Origin of the sequence: Rummeliibacillus sp. NPDC094406, from assembly GCF_044763875.1 — a bacterium.
Lineage (GTDB): Bacteria > Bacillota > Bacilli > Bacillales_A > Planococcaceae > Rummeliibacillus.
Map to the genome: position 1 here is coordinate 64,209 of NZ_JBIWGZ010000008.1, position 16,930 is coordinate 81,138.

Here is a 16,930-nt window from a genome sequence, read left to right on the forward strand (position 1 = left end):
TTTTTTATTACCTTTCTATGAATAAGATTCCATAAAATTGATTAATAATATACTAAATGTTCATTTTTAATCTTTCACTTAATTACTTGAATCAATATATCAAAAAGCTATTGTCTTTTCATATAAAACGATGATATACTTTACTAACTTGATAATGCATTAACGCGCTAGCGAACTAAAGTGTAATAAAACAAATAATAATAAAGATCAAAGGTGGTTTTCAACATGAAACGTTTTGCAATAATGACGATGTTCATCGTAGCAATCTTCAGCGTTATGGCTGGATGTTCATCTAACTCTGCTTCAAAGGATGACAAAACACTAGTAATTGGTGTTGATGATACGTTTGCTCCAATGGGATTCCGCGATGAAAAAAATAACATTGTAGGTTTTGATATCGACTATGCCAAAGCTGCAGCAAAAGAAATGGGTTATAAAGTAAAAATTCAGCCAATTGATTGGAAAACGAAAGAATCCGAATTAAACAGTGGTCGAATCGATTTAATTTGGAATGGATATACGATTACGGACGCACGTAAAAAACAAGTTAACTTTACAAAACCATATTTAAAAAATGCTCAAGTAGTTGTGACACTTGCCAATTCCAAACTCAATAAATTAAATGATTTAAATGGAAAAGTTGTAGGCTTACAAGCACAATCTTCAGCAGCAGATGCATTAGATGCTAGTCCTATTAAATCAAAAATAAAAAATGTCAGTGAATATTCTGATAATGTAATGGCATTGAATGACTTAAAAAGTGGTCGTACAGATGCAGTAGTAATTGATGAAGTAGTAATTAATTATTATATGTCAAAACAAAAAGGTACTTTCAAAGTTCTTAATGAATCACTTGCACCTGAAGAATACGGTGTAGGAGTTAAAAAAGGTAATGAAGAGTTATTAAACAAATTACAAAAAGCACTAGATAAAATGAATACAGACGGTACAGCCGCTGAAATTTCAAAAAAATGGTTTGGCGAAATTAAAGTATTAAAGTAAAATAATAAAAGGCAAAACAGGGTTTCCTTTTTGGAAACCTGTTTTGTTTTTCATATAGGAATGTTACTATTTTCCTGTTTCCGATAAATCATTTTTGGATTCGTCAATCCGCAAGTTTCATTTAGGAGGAACACTTGTATGAACTTCGATTATCTCATTACGATCCTTAAACCCATGCTTCAAGGATCGCAAATGACCATTCTATTATTTCTAATCGCCATTGTCTTATCGATACCACTTGGTTTCTTATTAACATTGGCAGTGAAAAGTGGCTTTAAACCACTCTCATGGTTAGCTCAAGCATATATTTATGTAATGCGTGGAACGCCACTATTACTTCAATTATTAATTATTTGCTTCGGTCTACCAATGATTCCTGGTATTGGTCAATATTTAGTATTAGATCGCTTTACTGCAGCATGCATCGGATTTGTTCTTAACTATGCTGCTTATTTTGCAGAAATCTTCCGTGGTGGTTTGTTAGCAATTGATAAAGGTCAATATGAAGCCGCACAAGTCCTTGGATTAAATAAATTCCAAACAACAACACGTGTTATTCTGCCACAGATGTTCCGTATTGCTATTCCATCGTTAGCAAACGAATCGGTTACACTTGTGAAGGATACAGCATTACTCTATGCAGTAGCTGTTCCTGAATTATTACACTATGCAGAAGCTGCAGTAAACCGTGATTTTACGATCGTTCCATTCTTTGTTGCAGGATTTATGTATCTTATCATGACCCTAATACTTACATTAATCTTTAAATGGATTGAACGTCGGTTTACATTTGAATAGAGAGGAGTGGTCATTATGGCTATCATTGAAGTATCTAAGTTAAAAAAATCATTTGGCAATCTTGATGTATTAAAACAAATTACATTTGATGTAAATAAAAATGATGTAGTAGCGGTCATTGGACCCTCTGGATCTGGTAAAAGTACAATGCTTAGAAGTCTTGTTCATCTCGAAGAAATAAATGGTGGAAGTATTGCAGTAGCCGATGATTATCTTGTAAAAGATGGGGTTTATGCAAAACCACAAGAGATTAAACGCGTCACTTCTAGAATGGGCATGGTATTTCAACATTTTAATCTTTTCCCACATCTTACGGTCAAAGAGAATCTTGAAATGGCACCTCGTCTAGTAAAGAAAGAATCCTCCCAAAATATTAGTAATCGTAGCATGGAGCTTTTAGAGAAAGTTGGACTTGCTGACAAAGCTTCTGCATACCCTGCAAAACTTTCGGGTGGTCAAAAACAACGTGTAGCGATTGCTCGAGCATTGATGATGGATCCCGAAATCATGCTATTTGATGAACCAACTTCTGCACTTGACCCAGAGTTGACTGGTGAAGTACTTCAAGTTATGAAGGATCTAGCAGAAGAACATATGACGATGATCGTCGTAACACATGAAATGGGATTCGCAAGAGAAGTTGCCAACCGTGTTGTCTTCATGGACAATGGTGAAATCCTTGAATCTGGCACTCCACAAGAATTGTTTGACAACCCTCAATTCGATCGAACAAAAGCCTTCCTTAACCGTAGCTTGAAATAGTGATCTAATTATAGTAAGACTTCAAGAAAAAAGGCTGACCAAAGATATAAAATTCTTTGGTCAGCCTTTTTATAATTATCTAGATTCACTTACCAGCGTTCGAGGTCACTTCAGTCCCTTAGTCGAAAACTGAAAAGAAGTTTCATTAGAGCTTACGTAACTCACACTTTTTAGTTTATCCATTTCAATTTCTCTTCTGCAAAATTTATGGTTCTACATTTTTAAAACAGACATATTATAACCTTGTTGCAAAATGTCTCTACTCAAATAAGCTCTATACTTTCATAAAACATATACTCTGCTACGACTTCATACAAATTGATCTTTATTATGGGCGGACGACTAGTACATCGCAATCGGCTGAGCGAATGATACCTGTTGTTACACTACCTACTAAAAAGAGTTCAACAGCATTAAGGCCCGTCGCACCACAAACGATTAAGTCAGCTTCCACTTTTTTAGCAATATCTTGTGTAATGACTGATTTAGGAGAACCATATTGGACGATTATATTGACATTTTCAATACCAGCAGTTTCAGCTTCTTTGTAGTCTTCTAACAAACTTGTAGCAAACTCTTCTGCACGCTTTTCTTCTTCTGAGAAATTATAAGCTTCAAGCGCAGAATAGATACGAGAATCAATAACATTTACCAAATGTAATGTAGCATCGTTTCTTTTTGCAATTTCTACAGCTTTTTTAAATGCAGCTTCAGCTTCTTTTGAACCATCAATACCAACAATAATGTTTTTATAAGTTAGTGACATAACTTTATACCTCCCTTTAATAAGTCAATTATAGCATTTAAAGTGATGGCATCAAACGAACTATATTATGAACATTTATTTCTAATTCGCATATATTTTCTTCAAATTTACTTTTTCGAATGATAAATATTACATTTTATTTACAATTTTTATATCTTTATTAAAAAATTTCTAATTATCTATATATTTAAAAGAATAAATAAACTATAATGGTATATATTAACATTATAGGAACACTATATTTATCACAGTATAGTAGTTTCATTAAGGGGGAATCTTGTGAATTCGTTTACAAAAAAATTTGCAGCAGCCGGTTTAAGTTGTGCCTTAGCGCTTACACCTATCACTAGCTTCACTGCAAACGCAAAAACAGGCTCTGCAACAACAATGCTACAAAAACTTGGTAAAACTGATCAGACTGAAACAGGTAAGAAAACAGCAAATTATAGTGATGATACGATTATTATTAAATATTCAAGTCCACTTACTGCAAGCGATCATCGAAAAGCTGGAGGTACAGTCTTAAAAGATATTAAAGATCTAAATTATCTAGCTGTAAAGGTAACAAATAAGAAAAATCTGCAGCAAACACTCCAAAACTATGCAAAGAATAAAAAAGTTGTTTCTGTAAGTCTAAGCCCAAAATACAAACTTTCAGGTACAGTGGATCCTAAAGTAAGTGAGCAATATATGCATAGCCTATTAAAAACGGCAGATGCGCAAAAACTTGCAGGGAAAAATCAAGTTAAAGTAGCTGTAATTGATACAGGAATTGACCGTAATCACCCTGAACTAAAAGGATCTGTCGTTAAAAGTACAAACATCATTAATCCGATGAATACAACTACACCTGACACGCATGGAACCCACGTTGCAGGAATTATCGCTGGGAAAAAGGATAATGGTATCGGTGGTTATGGCTTAGATCCAGCTGCTAAAATTCTTTCTTTAGACGTATTTGATGGTGGATTTTGGACTTTCGATTATACAATTGCAAATGCGATTCTTGAGGCAGTGGATGAAGGTGCAGATGTTATTAATATGAGTTTGGGTGGTTCCGTTCCTTCTGAAGTTCTACAAGAGGCTATAGATAAAGCCATTAGTAAAGGTGTTATAGTCGTTGCCGCTGCTGGGAATGAAGCGTCTGATATGGCTGTCTATCCAGCTAAATATGAAGGTGTCATTAGCGTTGGCTCTATTAATAAAGAGAAAAAACTAAGTGACTATTCATCATATGGTCCTTCAACTGACGTAGTAGCACCTGGTGAAGATGTCTATTCTTCCTTCTACGATCTTCAAAAAGGATCAACCTTTACAAAATTAAGTGGGACATCCATGGCTTCTCCAGTTGTTGCGGGAACAGTAGCACTACTATTATCCAAGCATCCAAATCTTAAGCCTGCAGAAGTAGAATATATTCTAGAAAAAACGGCAACGGATTTAGGTGAAAAAGGGTTTGATAATAGATATGGTAGTGGACTGATTAACCCTGTTGCAGCATTGAAATTTGACGTTAAGAAAATTCCTTCCCTAGTGACAGCGAAATGGGGAGAAAAGGAAATCTTAAATAATGCAGAGAAAGTTGTAGCACCGGCAGAAATCAAACATAACTTTACAAAACCATCTGAACAAAAATGGGTTCAACTTTCTGTAGAAAAAGGCCAATATATTCAAACTTCTCTATCTGGTGCATCTCAATATGACTACAAAATGATGATTCAATTCTATGGTGACAATGAGCAACAAAAAATCGAAGTCAATGATGTAACAGAAGGTAAAACAGAAGGTAAGCTAATCCAAGCTCCTTTTAGTGGAACAGTTGCTATTGGTATTAAGGATGTGAATGGAAGCTATGATGATTCAAATGCTAAACAATCACATGCTACATTAAAAGTTGAGAAATTAGATCAACTTCCTGAAGATGAATCTACACTAGAATCGCCTATTAATATTGAAAACTGGCCATATAAAAAAGACAGCCTCTTTATGACAGGTGAGAAAAGTGACGAAGATTACTTCCACTTTACTTCAAAAGAAGCACAATTAATGAAATTTAGTGTAACTGGAATCCCAGGCGTGGATTTAAGTCTTTCTGTTTATGAAAAGGAACAGCTATTCCCAACAGATGAAAATGGAAAAGAAATTCCTTTAGGTGAAAATACTGATGAAGTGTATCCCCAATTCTCAAGTAATACAGGTGGTACGAGCGCCGGAGAAACACTGATGTTCCAAACTGAACCTAATAAAGAGTATTACCTAAAAGTAACAAATACCTCTTCATTTTCAGATTTTAATATCCTCCAATTGCTATTTGGTAATTTTGGTAGCAGCGGAGTTAAAGAACCTGCAACGTCAGCTATTCCTTATAGCGTAAACTTGGAAGGAAAGGCAATTCCCGAAGATGAAGACAGCCTTGACGAATCAACACTATATAGTGAAGAAGGAATAACCATCTTTGGTGGTAATTTTATGTCCACTTTCTTTGGAATGGGACCAAGTGATTCTTCAAAGCAAATTGAATTATTGGAGTCCGGTGCTCGTTCATATCAATTAGGTGGATCTGCAATGGGATATCTTCAAAATACTTCAGACCAAGATTGGTTTAAACTAACACCAACTAGTGATGGAATTTATCAATTTAACTTACCTACTCCATCAAAGAATATTCCAAATGTTAGTTTATATGAGGTTGTTACTGAAGAAGGTGAAGATGGAAAAACATATCAAAACCTTTCAACTGTTGCAACAAACGAAGACTGGAATTCATGGGACGATCCGATAACAGATCATTTTGTTGCAAGTTTAAAAGCAAATAAAAAATATTATCTATCAGTAAGTCCAAATTATAATGTATTCCAAATTCCATACGATGGATACCAAATAACATCGAAATTACTTGTCAATAATCCAGGAGACAAATATGAAGAAAATGACAAACCAGAACAAGCAAAAACTTTCCCTACAACAGGTTTAACAGCAAACTTTGCTACAGCAAATGATATTGACTCTTATTATTTTACTGCGCCTAAAGATTCTATATATGGTGTCAAATTCTCTAGAACTGAGCTAACATCTTCACTTAAAGCGAAATATCCGAAAGAATTATTAGCTCCATTTTTAGGAATGATACAAATTTCAGAAGATGTCAATAAAAACCATAAGCTAGATGAACAAGATATTGATCGCTCATCATACATCTTGAACATAACAGAAGATGGAACAAACACTGGCTCCTTTGAAGCGAAAAAAGGCAAATCTTATTTCGTAATTACACATAGTTATGTCGATTCAATGGCTGGTATTACTTTATGGCCATATCAGCTAAAAATTAATGCTGTAAATAAACTAGATGAAGATGCAAAATCGAAGGTAACGAAAAACAAACCATCTAAGCCTCTTAAGTTAAAGAAAAACAGCAGTAAATCCTATTCTGCAACTGGTTTCTTCAACTCAGGATATGAAAACGGCGATTCTGATTGGTACGTTTATGATTCTAAGAAAGCAAATCAAGTAACATTTACTCTTGATGCTGGTAAAGAAATAGATGGTGTAATCGAAGTCTATCGCAACGGCAAAAAAGTAGCAAAATCTGATATTTATGAACAAGGCGACAAAGAAATCGTATCCTTGAAGATGAAAAAAGGAACATACTATGTAAAAGTTCGTGATTCCAAAGGACGCGCTTCAATCGATCCGTACAAACTATCATTAAAAATTAAGTAATAAAAATAGATGACCTTAAAAGACGCTAAAGAGTGGCTTTATAAGGTCATCTTTTTTATTTTAATAGATTTACTAGCCCTACCCATTCTCCCCTTAAGAATAAAATATTAAGAAGCTTTGGAGATAATAACATTGATTCATACAGTTAAATCAGAAGAAACACTTTACCAAATTGCAAATTACTTCCGAACGCAAAATTCCGTTAACAAATGCCAACTCATCAATTTATTCAAATATCCTTTTCATAGGACAGCTTTCATCATCATACATCCATAATTTAATTTTACTTAGAATCGTCTTAAAGACAGTCCTTCTTACAGCTTAGGCTTTTAAATAACTAGTTGTTTTTTCTAGACAACAAAACAATCTCCTTAAAAGTCCATTTACAATTCGTCAAGTATAGGAAGAAGAACTACTAGCTATACTAAGGAAAAATACAATTTTTCTGCTGGAAATCGGAATTGAAGAGTAGGAGGAAATACTTTTGACTAAAAATGAGAATTTGTTATCCATATACGCCTTAGGTGGTATAAACGAAATTGGCAAAAATATGTATGCAATTCAATATGCAGACGATATTGTCATTGTTGACTGTGGTGGGAAATTTCCTGATGAAAGTTTATTAGGAATTGATTTAATTATTCCCGATATTACTTATTTGCTAGAAAATAAGGATAAGGTTCGTGCTTTAATTGTTACACATGGACATGAGGATCATATTGGCGGAATCCCCTACTTCTTAAAAAAATTAAATGTGCCTATTTATGCAACTCGATTTACTCTTGGATTAATTGAAATAAAACTAAAAGAACATAAAATCATTAGGGAAACGGAGTTGATGCAAATTGACTCTAATTCAGATTTAGATTTTGGTAATATTACCGTAACCTTTTTCAAAACAAGTCATAGTATTCCTGATTGCCTTGGTATTGTCTTTCATACACCTGAAGGAGTTGTCGTTCATACGGGTGACTTCAAATTCGATTTAACTCCTGTGAATGATCAATGTTCCGACATCCATAAAATGGCGGAAATAGGCACAAAAGGAGTCGTGGCCCTTATATCTGAAAGTACAAATGCTGAACGTCCTGGATCAACACCATCAGAGAGATTAGTTGGAAAACATATAGATGAGGCTTTTTTGGGTGCTAAAAGAAAAATTATTATTTCTACATTTGCTTCTAACGTCAATCGTGTTCAACAAATAGTTGATGCAACAAAAATGACAAATCGTAAGCTAGCTTTACTTGGACGTAGTATGGTAAATGTTGTATCAGTAGCAATTGAACGTGGCTATTTAAATGTTCCTCCTGGAATGCTTATCGATGCACGAAAAGTCATGCAGCTTCCACCAGAAGATGTCGTGGTCCTATGTACAGGAAGCCAAGGTGAACCACTAGCCGCACTCTCTCGTATGTCAAATTCAGACAATCGAGACGTACAAATTTTACCTGATGACACAGTGATACTATCTGCCTCCCCTATTCCTGGCAATGAAAAAGATGTATCACGTATCGTGAATAACCTATTTCAGCTTGGTGCCAAAGTTATTTATGGTTCCTCAAGCATAACAGGAATGCATGTTTCTGGTCATGGCTATCAAGAGGATTTAAAACTTATGCTGTCATTGATGAAGCCAAAATATTTTATCCCTATTCATGGCGAATACAGAATGCTATATATTCATCGTGAATTAGCTGAATCTGTAGGGGTAAAAAGAGAAAACACATTTATTATCAAAAATGGTGATGTTGTTGATATTGAAAATGGTGAGGCTCGCCAAACTCGTAAAATCCCTGCTGGTGATACGTATGTGGATAGTGTTGATATTGGTGAAGTTGGAGAAATCGTTTTACGTGACCGTAAACAGCTTTCCGAAGATGGGATGCTCGTTATTGTTTTAACCATTAGTAAAACGGATGGCTCTATTATTTCTGACCCTGATACGATTTCACGTGGGTTTGTCTACGCAAAGGACTTCGAAAATCTCTTAAGAAATGTTAATCGTTTAGTGGTAGCGACGGTTGAGGATATACAGACAGAGGAAGCAAAACAATGGAATGTAGTAAAAAGAAAAGTAAAAAAAGCAGTTGGTCAATATTTGTTCACTCAAACGAGAAGAAAACCAATGATCTTACCAATTATCATTGAAATTTGATAAAGTGAAGCTTCAATCAGTGGTTTTTAATGCAGGGATCATCGCCATCACAAAAGTGCAAGTAAAAGAGACATCTTCAGTGCCGGGATTATCCTTGTAATTTTAGGCTTAATTCCTAAATTATCAGCAATCATTACATGTGTTCCTGTAACAGTAATCAACGGGATTTTCGCTATAGTTTGTGTTGCTATTGTCATGAACGGATTAAAAGTAATACAAAATGTGGTAATCAATGACCGCAATATGATGATCATTGGGCTACCTATCCTTTTAACAGTTGGAACGATCGTCCTTCCTGCTGAAATTCTTAACAGCGTTCCACCATTTGTGAACTATATTTTATCTTCTGGCACAGCTGTTGGAGCTATTGCTGCAGTAATACTAAATCTAGTGATTCCGGAAGAACAGAATGCTAAAGTGCCAAAGGTGAAAGAATCTACATTCCACAATTAATGAAAAATAAGCCTCTTCACTAAATAAAAAAGGTTGATTCAAAAATTAATTTGAATCAACCTTTTATTGTTTATAGTCATTTAAGCTAAGTTGCTCGCAAGCACAGTTATTCATTATTCTATCTCTACGTTAGATTTCTTTTTCAAAAATAAATAAACGATTATCGTTACAATCAGAACTATTACTAAAAGTGGGTATACATGATATTTTGACAGATAAAATCCAATTTTATGCCATTCTTCACCAAGAATTTTACCTAACGTGATAAATGTAATGCTCCATAAAAGTGCACCTGTATAGGCATAACCTACGAATTTTTTAAATGGGTATTTATCTATAGCAGCTATATAGGCAGTAAGATGACGTACACCAGGGATAAAATAGCCAATCAATAATAAAACCGGTCCGATTTTATTGAATAAAGCGCCCGTTTTATCAATTTTATCTTCTGTGATGTGGAATTTAGGGCCAAATTTTTTCAATAAAGGTAATCCAAATTTATAGCCAACAAAATAACTAAGCGAAATTCCTCCAGCTGCCCCTATAAAGGCACTAGTCAATGATATTATGTACGATAGTTTGCCTTGGAACACATTATATCCCACATATGTTAAAAGAACTTCATCAGGTATAGGAAGACCAATAATTCCCCCAATAAGCACGATGATGATGCCAAAGTACCCGTAATGTTCTATTAGATAATCTAAATGCTGCTCCACTTAACATCCCACCTACGAAACAATATTCTTACTTTCCAATCAAACGATTGAATTTTCAGCACTCTTTATATAATTTAGATTGTCGAATACATAATGTAAAGTAAATGTAATTATTTCGATTGATTAATGTGTATCCATTTTTGTAAAATGAAGGAGGTTGTCTAAAAAGTCCATGTTTTAATATATGGATAGGATAGAATAAAATTATAAATTCTCATGGTGACAAAAAGAATCCGCTAGCTTTCCCGCAGGAGTGTCGCGAATTCTTTTTGATTCAAATATTTTATTCTTACCATTAATTTTAGTACATCTTTAAAAGTTTTATACTATTAGGAAGCTCCCTTATGCTTATTTTTATAATGAATGAATTTGATTATTTATGGTTTGATTCTTACCTAATAGGAACCCAAATTTCCGAGTAATAATTATCATTTGATGGATTTCCTTCTCCATATACTTCTAACTCGGGTGTTTCAGCTAATTCATACGGATGAGAAGGAAGCCATTCTTGAAATATCTTCTGCCACATAATCGGCATTGCATCTGGCATTGCTCCATGTACTTCGAAAATTGCCCATTTAGAAGCTGGCACTGTATAGGTTTCAAAATCCCCAGTATATTCCCCGTCGTGACTAGCGGCAATCCAATAATCCATAATATCTTTTGAGGTTACTTCGCAAATACCTATTAATCCTTGGACTGTTCCATCAATTAACACTGCTAATTGACCGCTCGTACCATCTTGGTTTACATCTTGCCAAAATTGAGCTATCTTTGGAGACTGCTCCCCATTTACACATGAAAAAGTACGTTTTACGCCTACCACCTGAAAACTGTCCTTTTCGATAATCTTATAATTCATCGGTTCTGCCCCTTTCAACTGTACTTGTATCACAAGCTTATTATAGGAATGAATTGTTCTCGACTTATCTCGAGCATCTGTAGGCTTCATACCATGTTGCTTTCGAAAAGCTTTAGCAAATGCTTCAGGTGTCTCGTAGCCATACTTGAAAGCTATATCAATTATTTTACAATCACTGCTAGCAATTTCTTGTGCAGCCAAAGTTAACCTTCTGCCTCTAATATATTCTCCCAAAGTCATCCCTGTTAAAAATGAAAATGCACGTTGAAAATGATAAGAAGATAAATTTGTAATCTTCGTCAATTGCTCTACCTGAAGATCTTGCATCAAATTCCCCTCGATATAGTCAATTGCTTGCTGAATGGATTGTAGCCACATAACGATTCACTCCTTACTAAAATCATAATAAATCTTTTTTAAATATGCTGGTCATTTTTTGCTAAGTTTGGACAGTAATTGTGGCTCTGTTTAATGAAGTGCGACCACATAAAATCCCCTTCTAAATTACTCTTTATAATCTTCTATACAATTTTGGCAAATACAATACTTTCCTTTGATCTCTTTGGGAACGAATTCAAGAATTTCTTTAGAGACTTTTACTTTCATACACCAACAGCTATTTTGTTGTTCAGTACCAGCGAGACAAAGGTTTTCTCCTCCACAAAGCAGGCAATGTTTTTCGTCTAGTTGCAAACTTCTTCCGCCTCTCAATATGTATTAATTCTTCAAACTATACTTAAATTCTATCAAAATTTATTATTTCCTTTATTTTCATATTTATTAAACATAATGGTAAGAACAGTACAAAACCTAAATAACATATAAATTATTTATAAAAATTGCAAAAATAAAAAAGCCTATTTCTGAAAGAAACAGGTCTATCGAAAAGTTAGTCTTTCACTAATGCACTTCTTAATTGGGTAATACCAAACTCTAAATAAGCCTTTAAACAAGTTAGCATAAAAACCCAACCTTCCTTATTATCTAAGATCTCGATTACAAAATCATTTTCATTTATTTTAAAGCCTTCTTCTTTTACTTCTATAAGGGTATTCATATGGTCTGGCTCATAAAAAGTAATTGTAACAGTACGTTCTTCCCCATTAGCTCCCCATTGGAAAATAATCTTTTTATTTACTTCAATTTGCAAGATATTAATATCAAGTCGAGCATTATATTCATCATATCTTACCGTAATTTTCTTACCTTGTTCCCATCTTTCAGAGCTCGATGAGAACCAAAATCCCCCTATTTTTGATGGGTTTACAAATGCTTCAAAAACTTCATTAGCTGGTTTTAATATTTTCATTTTCGTAAGGTTATTCATTCTCTAAACTCCCCACTTTCAATAATGTAAATAATTTTACATTAGAAATGATTTTATAGGCAAATGGATAATATAATAATTCTCTCTTTTCATAGGATCGCTCGATAAATTGGAAAAACATGATAAAATAGATATAAATTAGTTAAATTGGAGGCGATTAAATTATGCAGTTGCAAAAAATTATAGCGGGGCAAGAGAGACAACCTAACTGTGATTTAACATTAGGATTAGAACTTAAAGAGGCAAAAGACGGTAAATCATTATGTATATGGAAAGCTGATGAACAATTACTTAATGGAAACCAAGTTATTATGGGTGGCTTTATAACCTCTGCAGCAGATATTGCAATGGCATATGCCATCTTATCCTTATTAAAAGATACACAATCGTTCTCGTCTATTTCAATTAATTCAACATTCCATCGTCCTGCTTTTGTAGGGGAAATTACTGTGACAGCAAAAATAAAAAAATTCGGGCGTAAAGTAGCATATGCAGATGCTACTCTTTCTCAAAATAATAAGGTTATTGCAGATGTTACTTCTTCGATTATGATTCATGATTAAATCCATATGCCCTACAGGAGTGATCGTATCACGAAAAACGATCACTTCTATATTGTGAAAAATCTATTATTCTTCATCATTAGCTATAGCATACGGATGGTATCCTGCATCATAAGCTTTGTCTTTTTTATGCATATCATTGTCTTTTTCAAATATACTTTCAAAAAATCTACTAGCAGGTCCCGCAAGTATTTTATAGTATTGGCTAAATAACAGTGCGGCATGGTTCCCACTCCACATTTGAGGTAATAATTCATTTGGAAGCCCTGGATCGATAAATAAAAATTTTCGATACTCATGAACAAGTTTCGTTCTTTCAACGAAGCATTCTGCATCAGACATCCTCCTGTGTGAAATAACACTCTGATGAATTACATATTGCTTACTATATAAATCTATAAATTCCTCATAGCGTTGTTCTATGCTATCCAAGTCCCAGCTTTTTGCAATCAATTCTTGATTATCTGTTGGTCCAACATGGTCTGCCAGAAATAACTCTACGTGATTTTCAATATTATATTTTTGGATCAGGGTTTTTACTTCGTCCTCCATCTTGTTTGGTGAAATCCAGCAACCGTTTGTAAATGAACCAAAACCACTCCACTGCAATTCTCTACGTAGCTCATCTCGAATATGTCTTTCTTCTTCAGGAATCGTATATAGGAAAATTCTCCACTTTCCATCCCATTTACATGGCTTTAGTTTGAAAATCCGATTCCCTGCTTCGTTAATTCTTTGTTCTCCTTGGTTTGTTAAGTAATAATAGCTTTTGTTCCCCTCCTTTTCTGACTGCAACCAGCCTTGCTTCACCATTCGAGAAACAGCTACTCTCACACTCTGTTCATTATGACCAAATTCTTTTAATAATTGTATCAGGCTACCAATCCATATTTTTGAGCCATAATGGCAAATATAATCCCCATATAAAGTAAATATCATTGATTGTGTATTAGCAGTCATAAACGATCACTCCTTCAACCTTAACTGCGAAATTATACAAAATTATGTAATCTTTATGACTTCTCATAATATGATACAGTATCGCTAAAAGATTAGACTTATTGAAAAGTCTAATCTTGAAAGTAGTTTAGTCTTTTAAATAATGCCATATTTTATCCTCTTTATCTATAATGCACTATACATTTTCTACTGAGTATTCAGATAGTTTTTTGATACAACTCAAACATTCTTCCATTATACTTTCCAATAGTTCTTGCACTGTTGGTAAATCATTGATTAACCCTGCTATTTGACCACTATTCATAAATCCTTGATCAGAGTTTCCTTCTATGGCACCCTTCACATGAAATACTTCACTTGTATGATTATTGTATTCTTCCAAAGAAATGCCGTTCTTTTCTGCTAGACTAATTTTTTCTGCATAAGGATTTCTTAAAACTCGTCTCACTTGTCCTACAGATCTTCCAAGTATCATTGTTTCTTGATCTGTTGCATCTATGATACGCTTTTTGTAAGCATCATGGACAGTCATTTCTTGTGTTGCTATAAAACGTGTACCCATTTGTACTCCTGAAGCTCCTAAAGCTAAAGCTGCAGCCACTCCATTTCCATTTGCAATTCCACCTGCTGCTACTACTGGAACTTTCACAGCATTTGTAATTTGTGGAATCAATGTCAATGTTGTAAGTTCTAAATGCGAATTTATACCTGCTGCCTCAAATCCTTCTGCTACCAATACATCTGCACCCGCTGCTTCTGCCTTTAATGCATGCTTAACAGCTGCAACAACAACAATTACTTTTATACCTGCCTCATGTAATTTCAAGATGAAAGGAGCAGGGTTACCAGCAGATAAAGAAACAATTGGTACTTCGTGTTTAATAACGAGCTTTAATAACTCTTTTGAATACTCATTTACGTTAATAGGAATATTTATGGAAAACGGCATTGTTGTGCGTTTTTTCATATCAATAATTAATTTTTCCACTTCGAGTGGTGTCATCGTACCACACCCAATTGTTCCTAAACCACCTGCATTACTCACTGCGCTTGCCAAGATTGGGCTACTAATATTCCCCATTCCACCTTGAATAATTGGATATTTTATTTTTAATAGTTTGCATAAATCTCTCAAAAAACTCACCTCAATTTTATTCTATTATCCTGTTTCATGTTATAATAAAATTCTAAAAATTAAAAATTTTATTATTATGGGGGATTGTTGCATGATCATTAATTATTTGAGTAAAAAACCTGATATTCATGATTCCGTATTCTTGGCACCTGGTGCATATATAATTGGCGACGTGTCAATAGGTGAACAATCCACAATATGGTTTAATGCTGTATTACGTGGAGATGAAGACAGCATTACAATCGGTAACAAATGTAGTATTCAGGACAATGCAACTATTCATCTGTATGAAGGAGCACCTGTTGTAGTAGAAGATGAAGTAACAGTAGGACATCAAGTTGTCTTACATGGCTGCAAAGTAGGAAAACGATCAATTGTTGGCATGGGCTCTGTAATATTAGATCATGTTGAAATTGGAGAAGAATGTATCATTGGTGCCAATACCCTTATTACACAAGGTACAAAAATCCCTCCTAGATCTTTAGTTGTTGGTTCTCCAGGTAAAGTTGTACGAGAACTGAATGAAAAGGACTTTGAACTAATTCAACTTTCTATTGATACATATGTTCAAAAGGGAATTGAATTTAAAAAGGAACTAGATTCATAAAGTGAAACTTTAATCAGTGGGGGGTTTTCTTCATCCCCCACTTAAATATAGGAACTCAGGTTAAAAACGCCACGTCCTGTGGCAACACCTGAGTGACCAACATCCTGTTGGCCCGAACCAATCGGGCTTTTACGGGCAGTTTATCTTCCCCCTAACTTCTTTGCTTTCGCAAAATTTTGAGGTGGGGGTATTACTGCCCGTTAATGCGGGATAAAAAGGAGAATGCCTCTACATGTTAGTCTGTATAGAGGCATTCTTAAAATCATTTAAAGTGTTATCAACATTAATAAAAAACAACTTTATAAGAATATCTCCTTACAGTCCTTTAAATATAGGTTCACGTTTTTCACTAAAAGCATTCAATGCTTCAATTCTATCTGTAGTTGGAATGACTACTTCATAAGCAGCAGTTTCAATTGACAAGGCTGATTCTAAGTCTGTATTGATCCCTTTTGTGATAGCGTATTTTGCTTGGCGGATTGCAATTGGACCATTTTTTGATATTGAAGCTGCTAGTTCTAAACTTTTTGGTAATACTTCTTCAGCTGGAACAGCTTTTAAAATAATGCCTAGCTCCAAAGCTTCCATGGCTGATATTTTTTTAGCAGTAAAAATCATTTCTTTTGCTTTCATCTCACCAATTAAACGTGGTAATCGTTGTGTACCACCAGCTCCTGGAATAATAGCCCAACTTGTCTCTGTTAATCCTAATAATGCGCTCTCTGAAGCTATTGCAAAATCACATGCTAGAAGCCACTCAAAACCTCCTCCTAATGCATGCCCATTCACTGCCGCAATAGTAGGTTGTGGTAAATTCCCTATGCTATAAAATACATCGCGAATTGCTTTCACATTTCGTTTTACTTCTTGCTCACCTAATGTTTTACGTTCTTTTAAATCGGCTCCAGCACTAAAGGCTTTTTCACCTGCACCTGTAAAAATAACAATACGTACATCTGGGCTTGCTGCGATTTTATCTACTACTTCTTGTAAACCAACAAGTACTTCATAATTAAAACAATTTAGTACATCTGGACGATTAACCGTTACAATTGCAGTATGATTAATTACTTCATAAAGAACAACAGACATTGG

General features: G+C 34.4%; 16 protein-coding genes. 8 read left to right on the forward strand and 8 right to left on the reverse strand.

What is annotated here, in order from left to right; genetic code table 11:
- Positions 1–225 precede the first annotated feature (225 nt).
- From ACIQ4I_RS17965 to ACIQ4I_RS17975, 3 genes are all read left to right on the forward strand, one after another.
- Positions 226–1,002: an amino acid ABC transporter substrate-binding protein gene (locus tag ACIQ4I_RS17965; protein WP_403098486.1), complete on the forward strand. Its 777-nt coding sequence runs from the start codon at positions 226–228 to the stop codon at positions 1,000–1,002.
- 138 nt (positions 1,003–1,140) lie between these two features.
- Positions 1,141–1,800 (forward strand): amino acid ABC transporter permease, encoded by a 660-nt coding sequence (locus tag ACIQ4I_RS17970; RefSeq protein ID WP_403098488.1) that lies wholly within the window; start codon positions 1,141–1,143, stop codon positions 1,798–1,800.
- Positions 1,801–1,815: 15 nt separating this feature from the next.
- Positions 1,816–2,562 carry an amino acid ABC transporter ATP-binding protein gene (locus tag ACIQ4I_RS17975; protein ID WP_403098490.1) on the forward strand — a complete coding sequence of 249 codons (747 nt, stop codon included), beginning with the start codon at positions 1,816–1,818 and terminating at the stop codon, positions 2,560–2,562.
- Between the two features lie 328 nt (positions 2,563–2,890).
- On the opposite strand, the gene ACIQ4I_RS17980 is transcribed toward ACIQ4I_RS17975, so the two are convergent.
- Positions 2,891–3,328, reverse strand: coding sequence for a universal stress protein (locus ACIQ4I_RS17980; protein WP_403098492.1), 438 nt, complete (start codon positions 3,326–3,328; stop codon positions 2,891–2,893).
- Between the two features lie 279 nt (positions 3,329–3,607).
- Between ACIQ4I_RS17980 and ACIQ4I_RS17985 the strand changes: the two genes are divergently transcribed.
- The 3 genes from ACIQ4I_RS17985 (at position 3,608) to ACIQ4I_RS17995 (ending at position 9,662) form a co-directional block, all read left to right on the forward strand.
- Positions 3,608–7,051, forward strand: coding sequence for a S8 family peptidase (locus ACIQ4I_RS17985; protein ID WP_403098494.1), 3,444 nt, complete (start codon positions 3,608–3,610; stop codon positions 7,049–7,051).
- A gap of 484 nt (positions 7,052–7,535) precedes the next feature.
- Positions 7,536–9,209: a ribonuclease J gene (locus ACIQ4I_RS17990; RefSeq protein WP_403098495.1), complete on the forward strand. Its 1,674-nt coding sequence runs from the start codon at positions 7,536–7,538 to the stop codon at positions 9,207–9,209.
- A 111-nt stretch (positions 9,210–9,320) separates the two neighbouring features.
- Positions 9,321–9,662, forward strand: a complete 342-nt coding sequence (locus ACIQ4I_RS17995) for a permease family protein (protein ID WP_403098694.1) — start codon at positions 9,321–9,323, stop codon at positions 9,660–9,662.
- 113 nt (positions 9,663–9,775) lie between these two features.
- On the opposite strand, the gene ACIQ4I_RS18000 is transcribed toward ACIQ4I_RS17995, so the two are convergent.
- The 4 genes from ACIQ4I_RS18000 to ACIQ4I_RS18015 form a co-directional block, all read right to left on the reverse strand.
- The gene (locus tag ACIQ4I_RS18000; RefSeq protein ID WP_403098496.1) at positions 9,776–10,381 is read right to left on the reverse strand and encodes a DedA family protein; all 606 of its coding nucleotides are present in this window, start codon (positions 10,379–10,381) and stop codon (positions 9,776–9,778) included.
- A gap of 391 nt (positions 10,382–10,772) precedes the next feature.
- A complete protein-coding gene (locus ACIQ4I_RS18005; RefSeq protein ID WP_403098498.1) occupies positions 10,773–11,621 on the reverse strand; it encodes an AraC family transcriptional regulator in 849 nt (282 codons plus the stop codon).
- Between the two features lie 126 nt (positions 11,622–11,747).
- On the reverse strand, positions 11,748–11,936 hold the full coding sequence (locus ACIQ4I_RS18010) for a cysteine-rich CWC family protein (RefSeq protein ID WP_403098499.1): 189 nt from the start codon (positions 11,934–11,936) through the stop codon (positions 11,748–11,750).
- A 196-nt stretch (positions 11,937–12,132) separates the two neighbouring features.
- Positions 12,133–12,570, reverse strand: coding sequence for an SRPBCC family protein (locus tag ACIQ4I_RS18015; RefSeq protein WP_403098501.1), 438 nt, complete (start codon positions 12,568–12,570; stop codon positions 12,133–12,135).
- Positions 12,571–12,734: 164 nt separating this feature from the next.
- Here ACIQ4I_RS18015 and ACIQ4I_RS18020 point away from each other — a divergent pair, with 164 nt between their 5' ends.
- Positions 12,735–13,133 (forward strand): PaaI family thioesterase, encoded by a 399-nt coding sequence (locus tag ACIQ4I_RS18020; protein ID WP_403098503.1) that lies wholly within the window; start codon positions 12,735–12,737, stop codon positions 13,131–13,133.
- 66 nt (positions 13,134–13,199) lie between these two features.
- On the opposite strand, the gene paaX is transcribed toward ACIQ4I_RS18020, so the two are convergent.
- Positions 13,200–14,093, reverse strand: a complete 894-nt coding sequence (gene paaX / locus ACIQ4I_RS18025; protein WP_403098505.1) for a phenylacetic acid degradation operon negative regulatory protein PaaX — start codon at positions 14,091–14,093, stop codon at positions 13,200–13,202.
- Positions 14,094–14,268: 175 nt separating this feature from the next.
- On the reverse strand, positions 14,269–15,228 hold the full coding sequence (locus tag ACIQ4I_RS18030) for an NAD(P)H-dependent flavin oxidoreductase (protein WP_403098507.1): 960 nt from the start codon (positions 15,226–15,228) through the stop codon (positions 14,269–14,271).
- A gap of 91 nt (positions 15,229–15,319) precedes the next feature.
- On the opposite strand from ACIQ4I_RS18030, the gene ACIQ4I_RS18035 reads away from it, so the two are divergent.
- A complete protein-coding gene (locus tag ACIQ4I_RS18035; RefSeq protein WP_397540065.1) occupies positions 15,320–15,835 on the forward strand; it encodes a gamma carbonic anhydrase family protein in 516 nt (171 codons plus the stop codon).
- A 315-nt stretch (positions 15,836–16,150) separates the two neighbouring features.
- On the opposite strand, the gene ACIQ4I_RS18040 is transcribed toward ACIQ4I_RS18035, so the two are convergent.
- Positions 16,151–16,927 (reverse strand): enoyl-CoA hydratase-related protein, encoded by a 777-nt coding sequence (locus ACIQ4I_RS18040; protein ID WP_403098509.1) that lies wholly within the window; start codon positions 16,925–16,927, stop codon positions 16,151–16,153.
- Between the last annotated feature and the right edge of the window lie 3 nt (positions 16,928–16,930).

What these genes read in the sequence shown, in the direction of transcription:
- ACIQ4I_RS18035 (WP_397540065.1), top strand. Translation starts at nt 15,320, where the DNA reads ATGATCATTAATTATTTGAGTAAAAAACCTGATATTCATGATTCCGTA.
- ACIQ4I_RS17980 (WP_403098492.1), bottom strand. Translation starts at nt 3,328, where the DNA reads ATGTCACTAACTTATAAAAACATTATTGTTGGTATTGATGGTTCAAAA.
- ACIQ4I_RS17965 (WP_403098486.1), top strand. Translation starts at nt 226, where the DNA reads ATGAAACGTTTTGCAATAATGACGATGTTCATCGTAGCAATCTTCAGC.
- ACIQ4I_RS17970 (WP_403098488.1), top strand. Translation starts at nt 1,141, where the DNA reads ATGAACTTCGATTATCTCATTACGATCCTTAAACCCATGCTTCAAGGA.
- ACIQ4I_RS18015 (WP_403098501.1), bottom strand. Translation starts at nt 12,570, where the DNA reads ATGAATAACCTTACGAAAATGAAAATATTAAAACCAGCTAATGAAGTT.
- paaX (WP_403098505.1), bottom strand. Translation starts at nt 14,093, where the DNA reads ATGACTGCTAATACACAATCAATGATATTTACTTTATATGGGGATTAT.
- ACIQ4I_RS17975 (WP_403098490.1), top strand. Translation starts at nt 1,816, where the DNA reads ATGGCTATCATTGAAGTATCTAAGTTAAAAAAATCATTTGGCAATCTT.
- ACIQ4I_RS18040 (WP_403098509.1), bottom strand. Translation starts at nt 16,927, where the DNA reads ATGTCTGTTGTTCTTTATGAAGTAATTAATCATACTGCAATTGTAACG.
- ACIQ4I_RS18005 (WP_403098498.1), bottom strand. Translation starts at nt 11,621, where the DNA reads ATGTGGCTACAATCCATTCAGCAAGCAATTGACTATATCGAGGGGAAT.
- ACIQ4I_RS18020 (WP_403098503.1), top strand. Translation starts at nt 12,735, where the DNA reads ATGCAGTTGCAAAAAATTATAGCGGGGCAAGAGAGACAACCTAACTGT.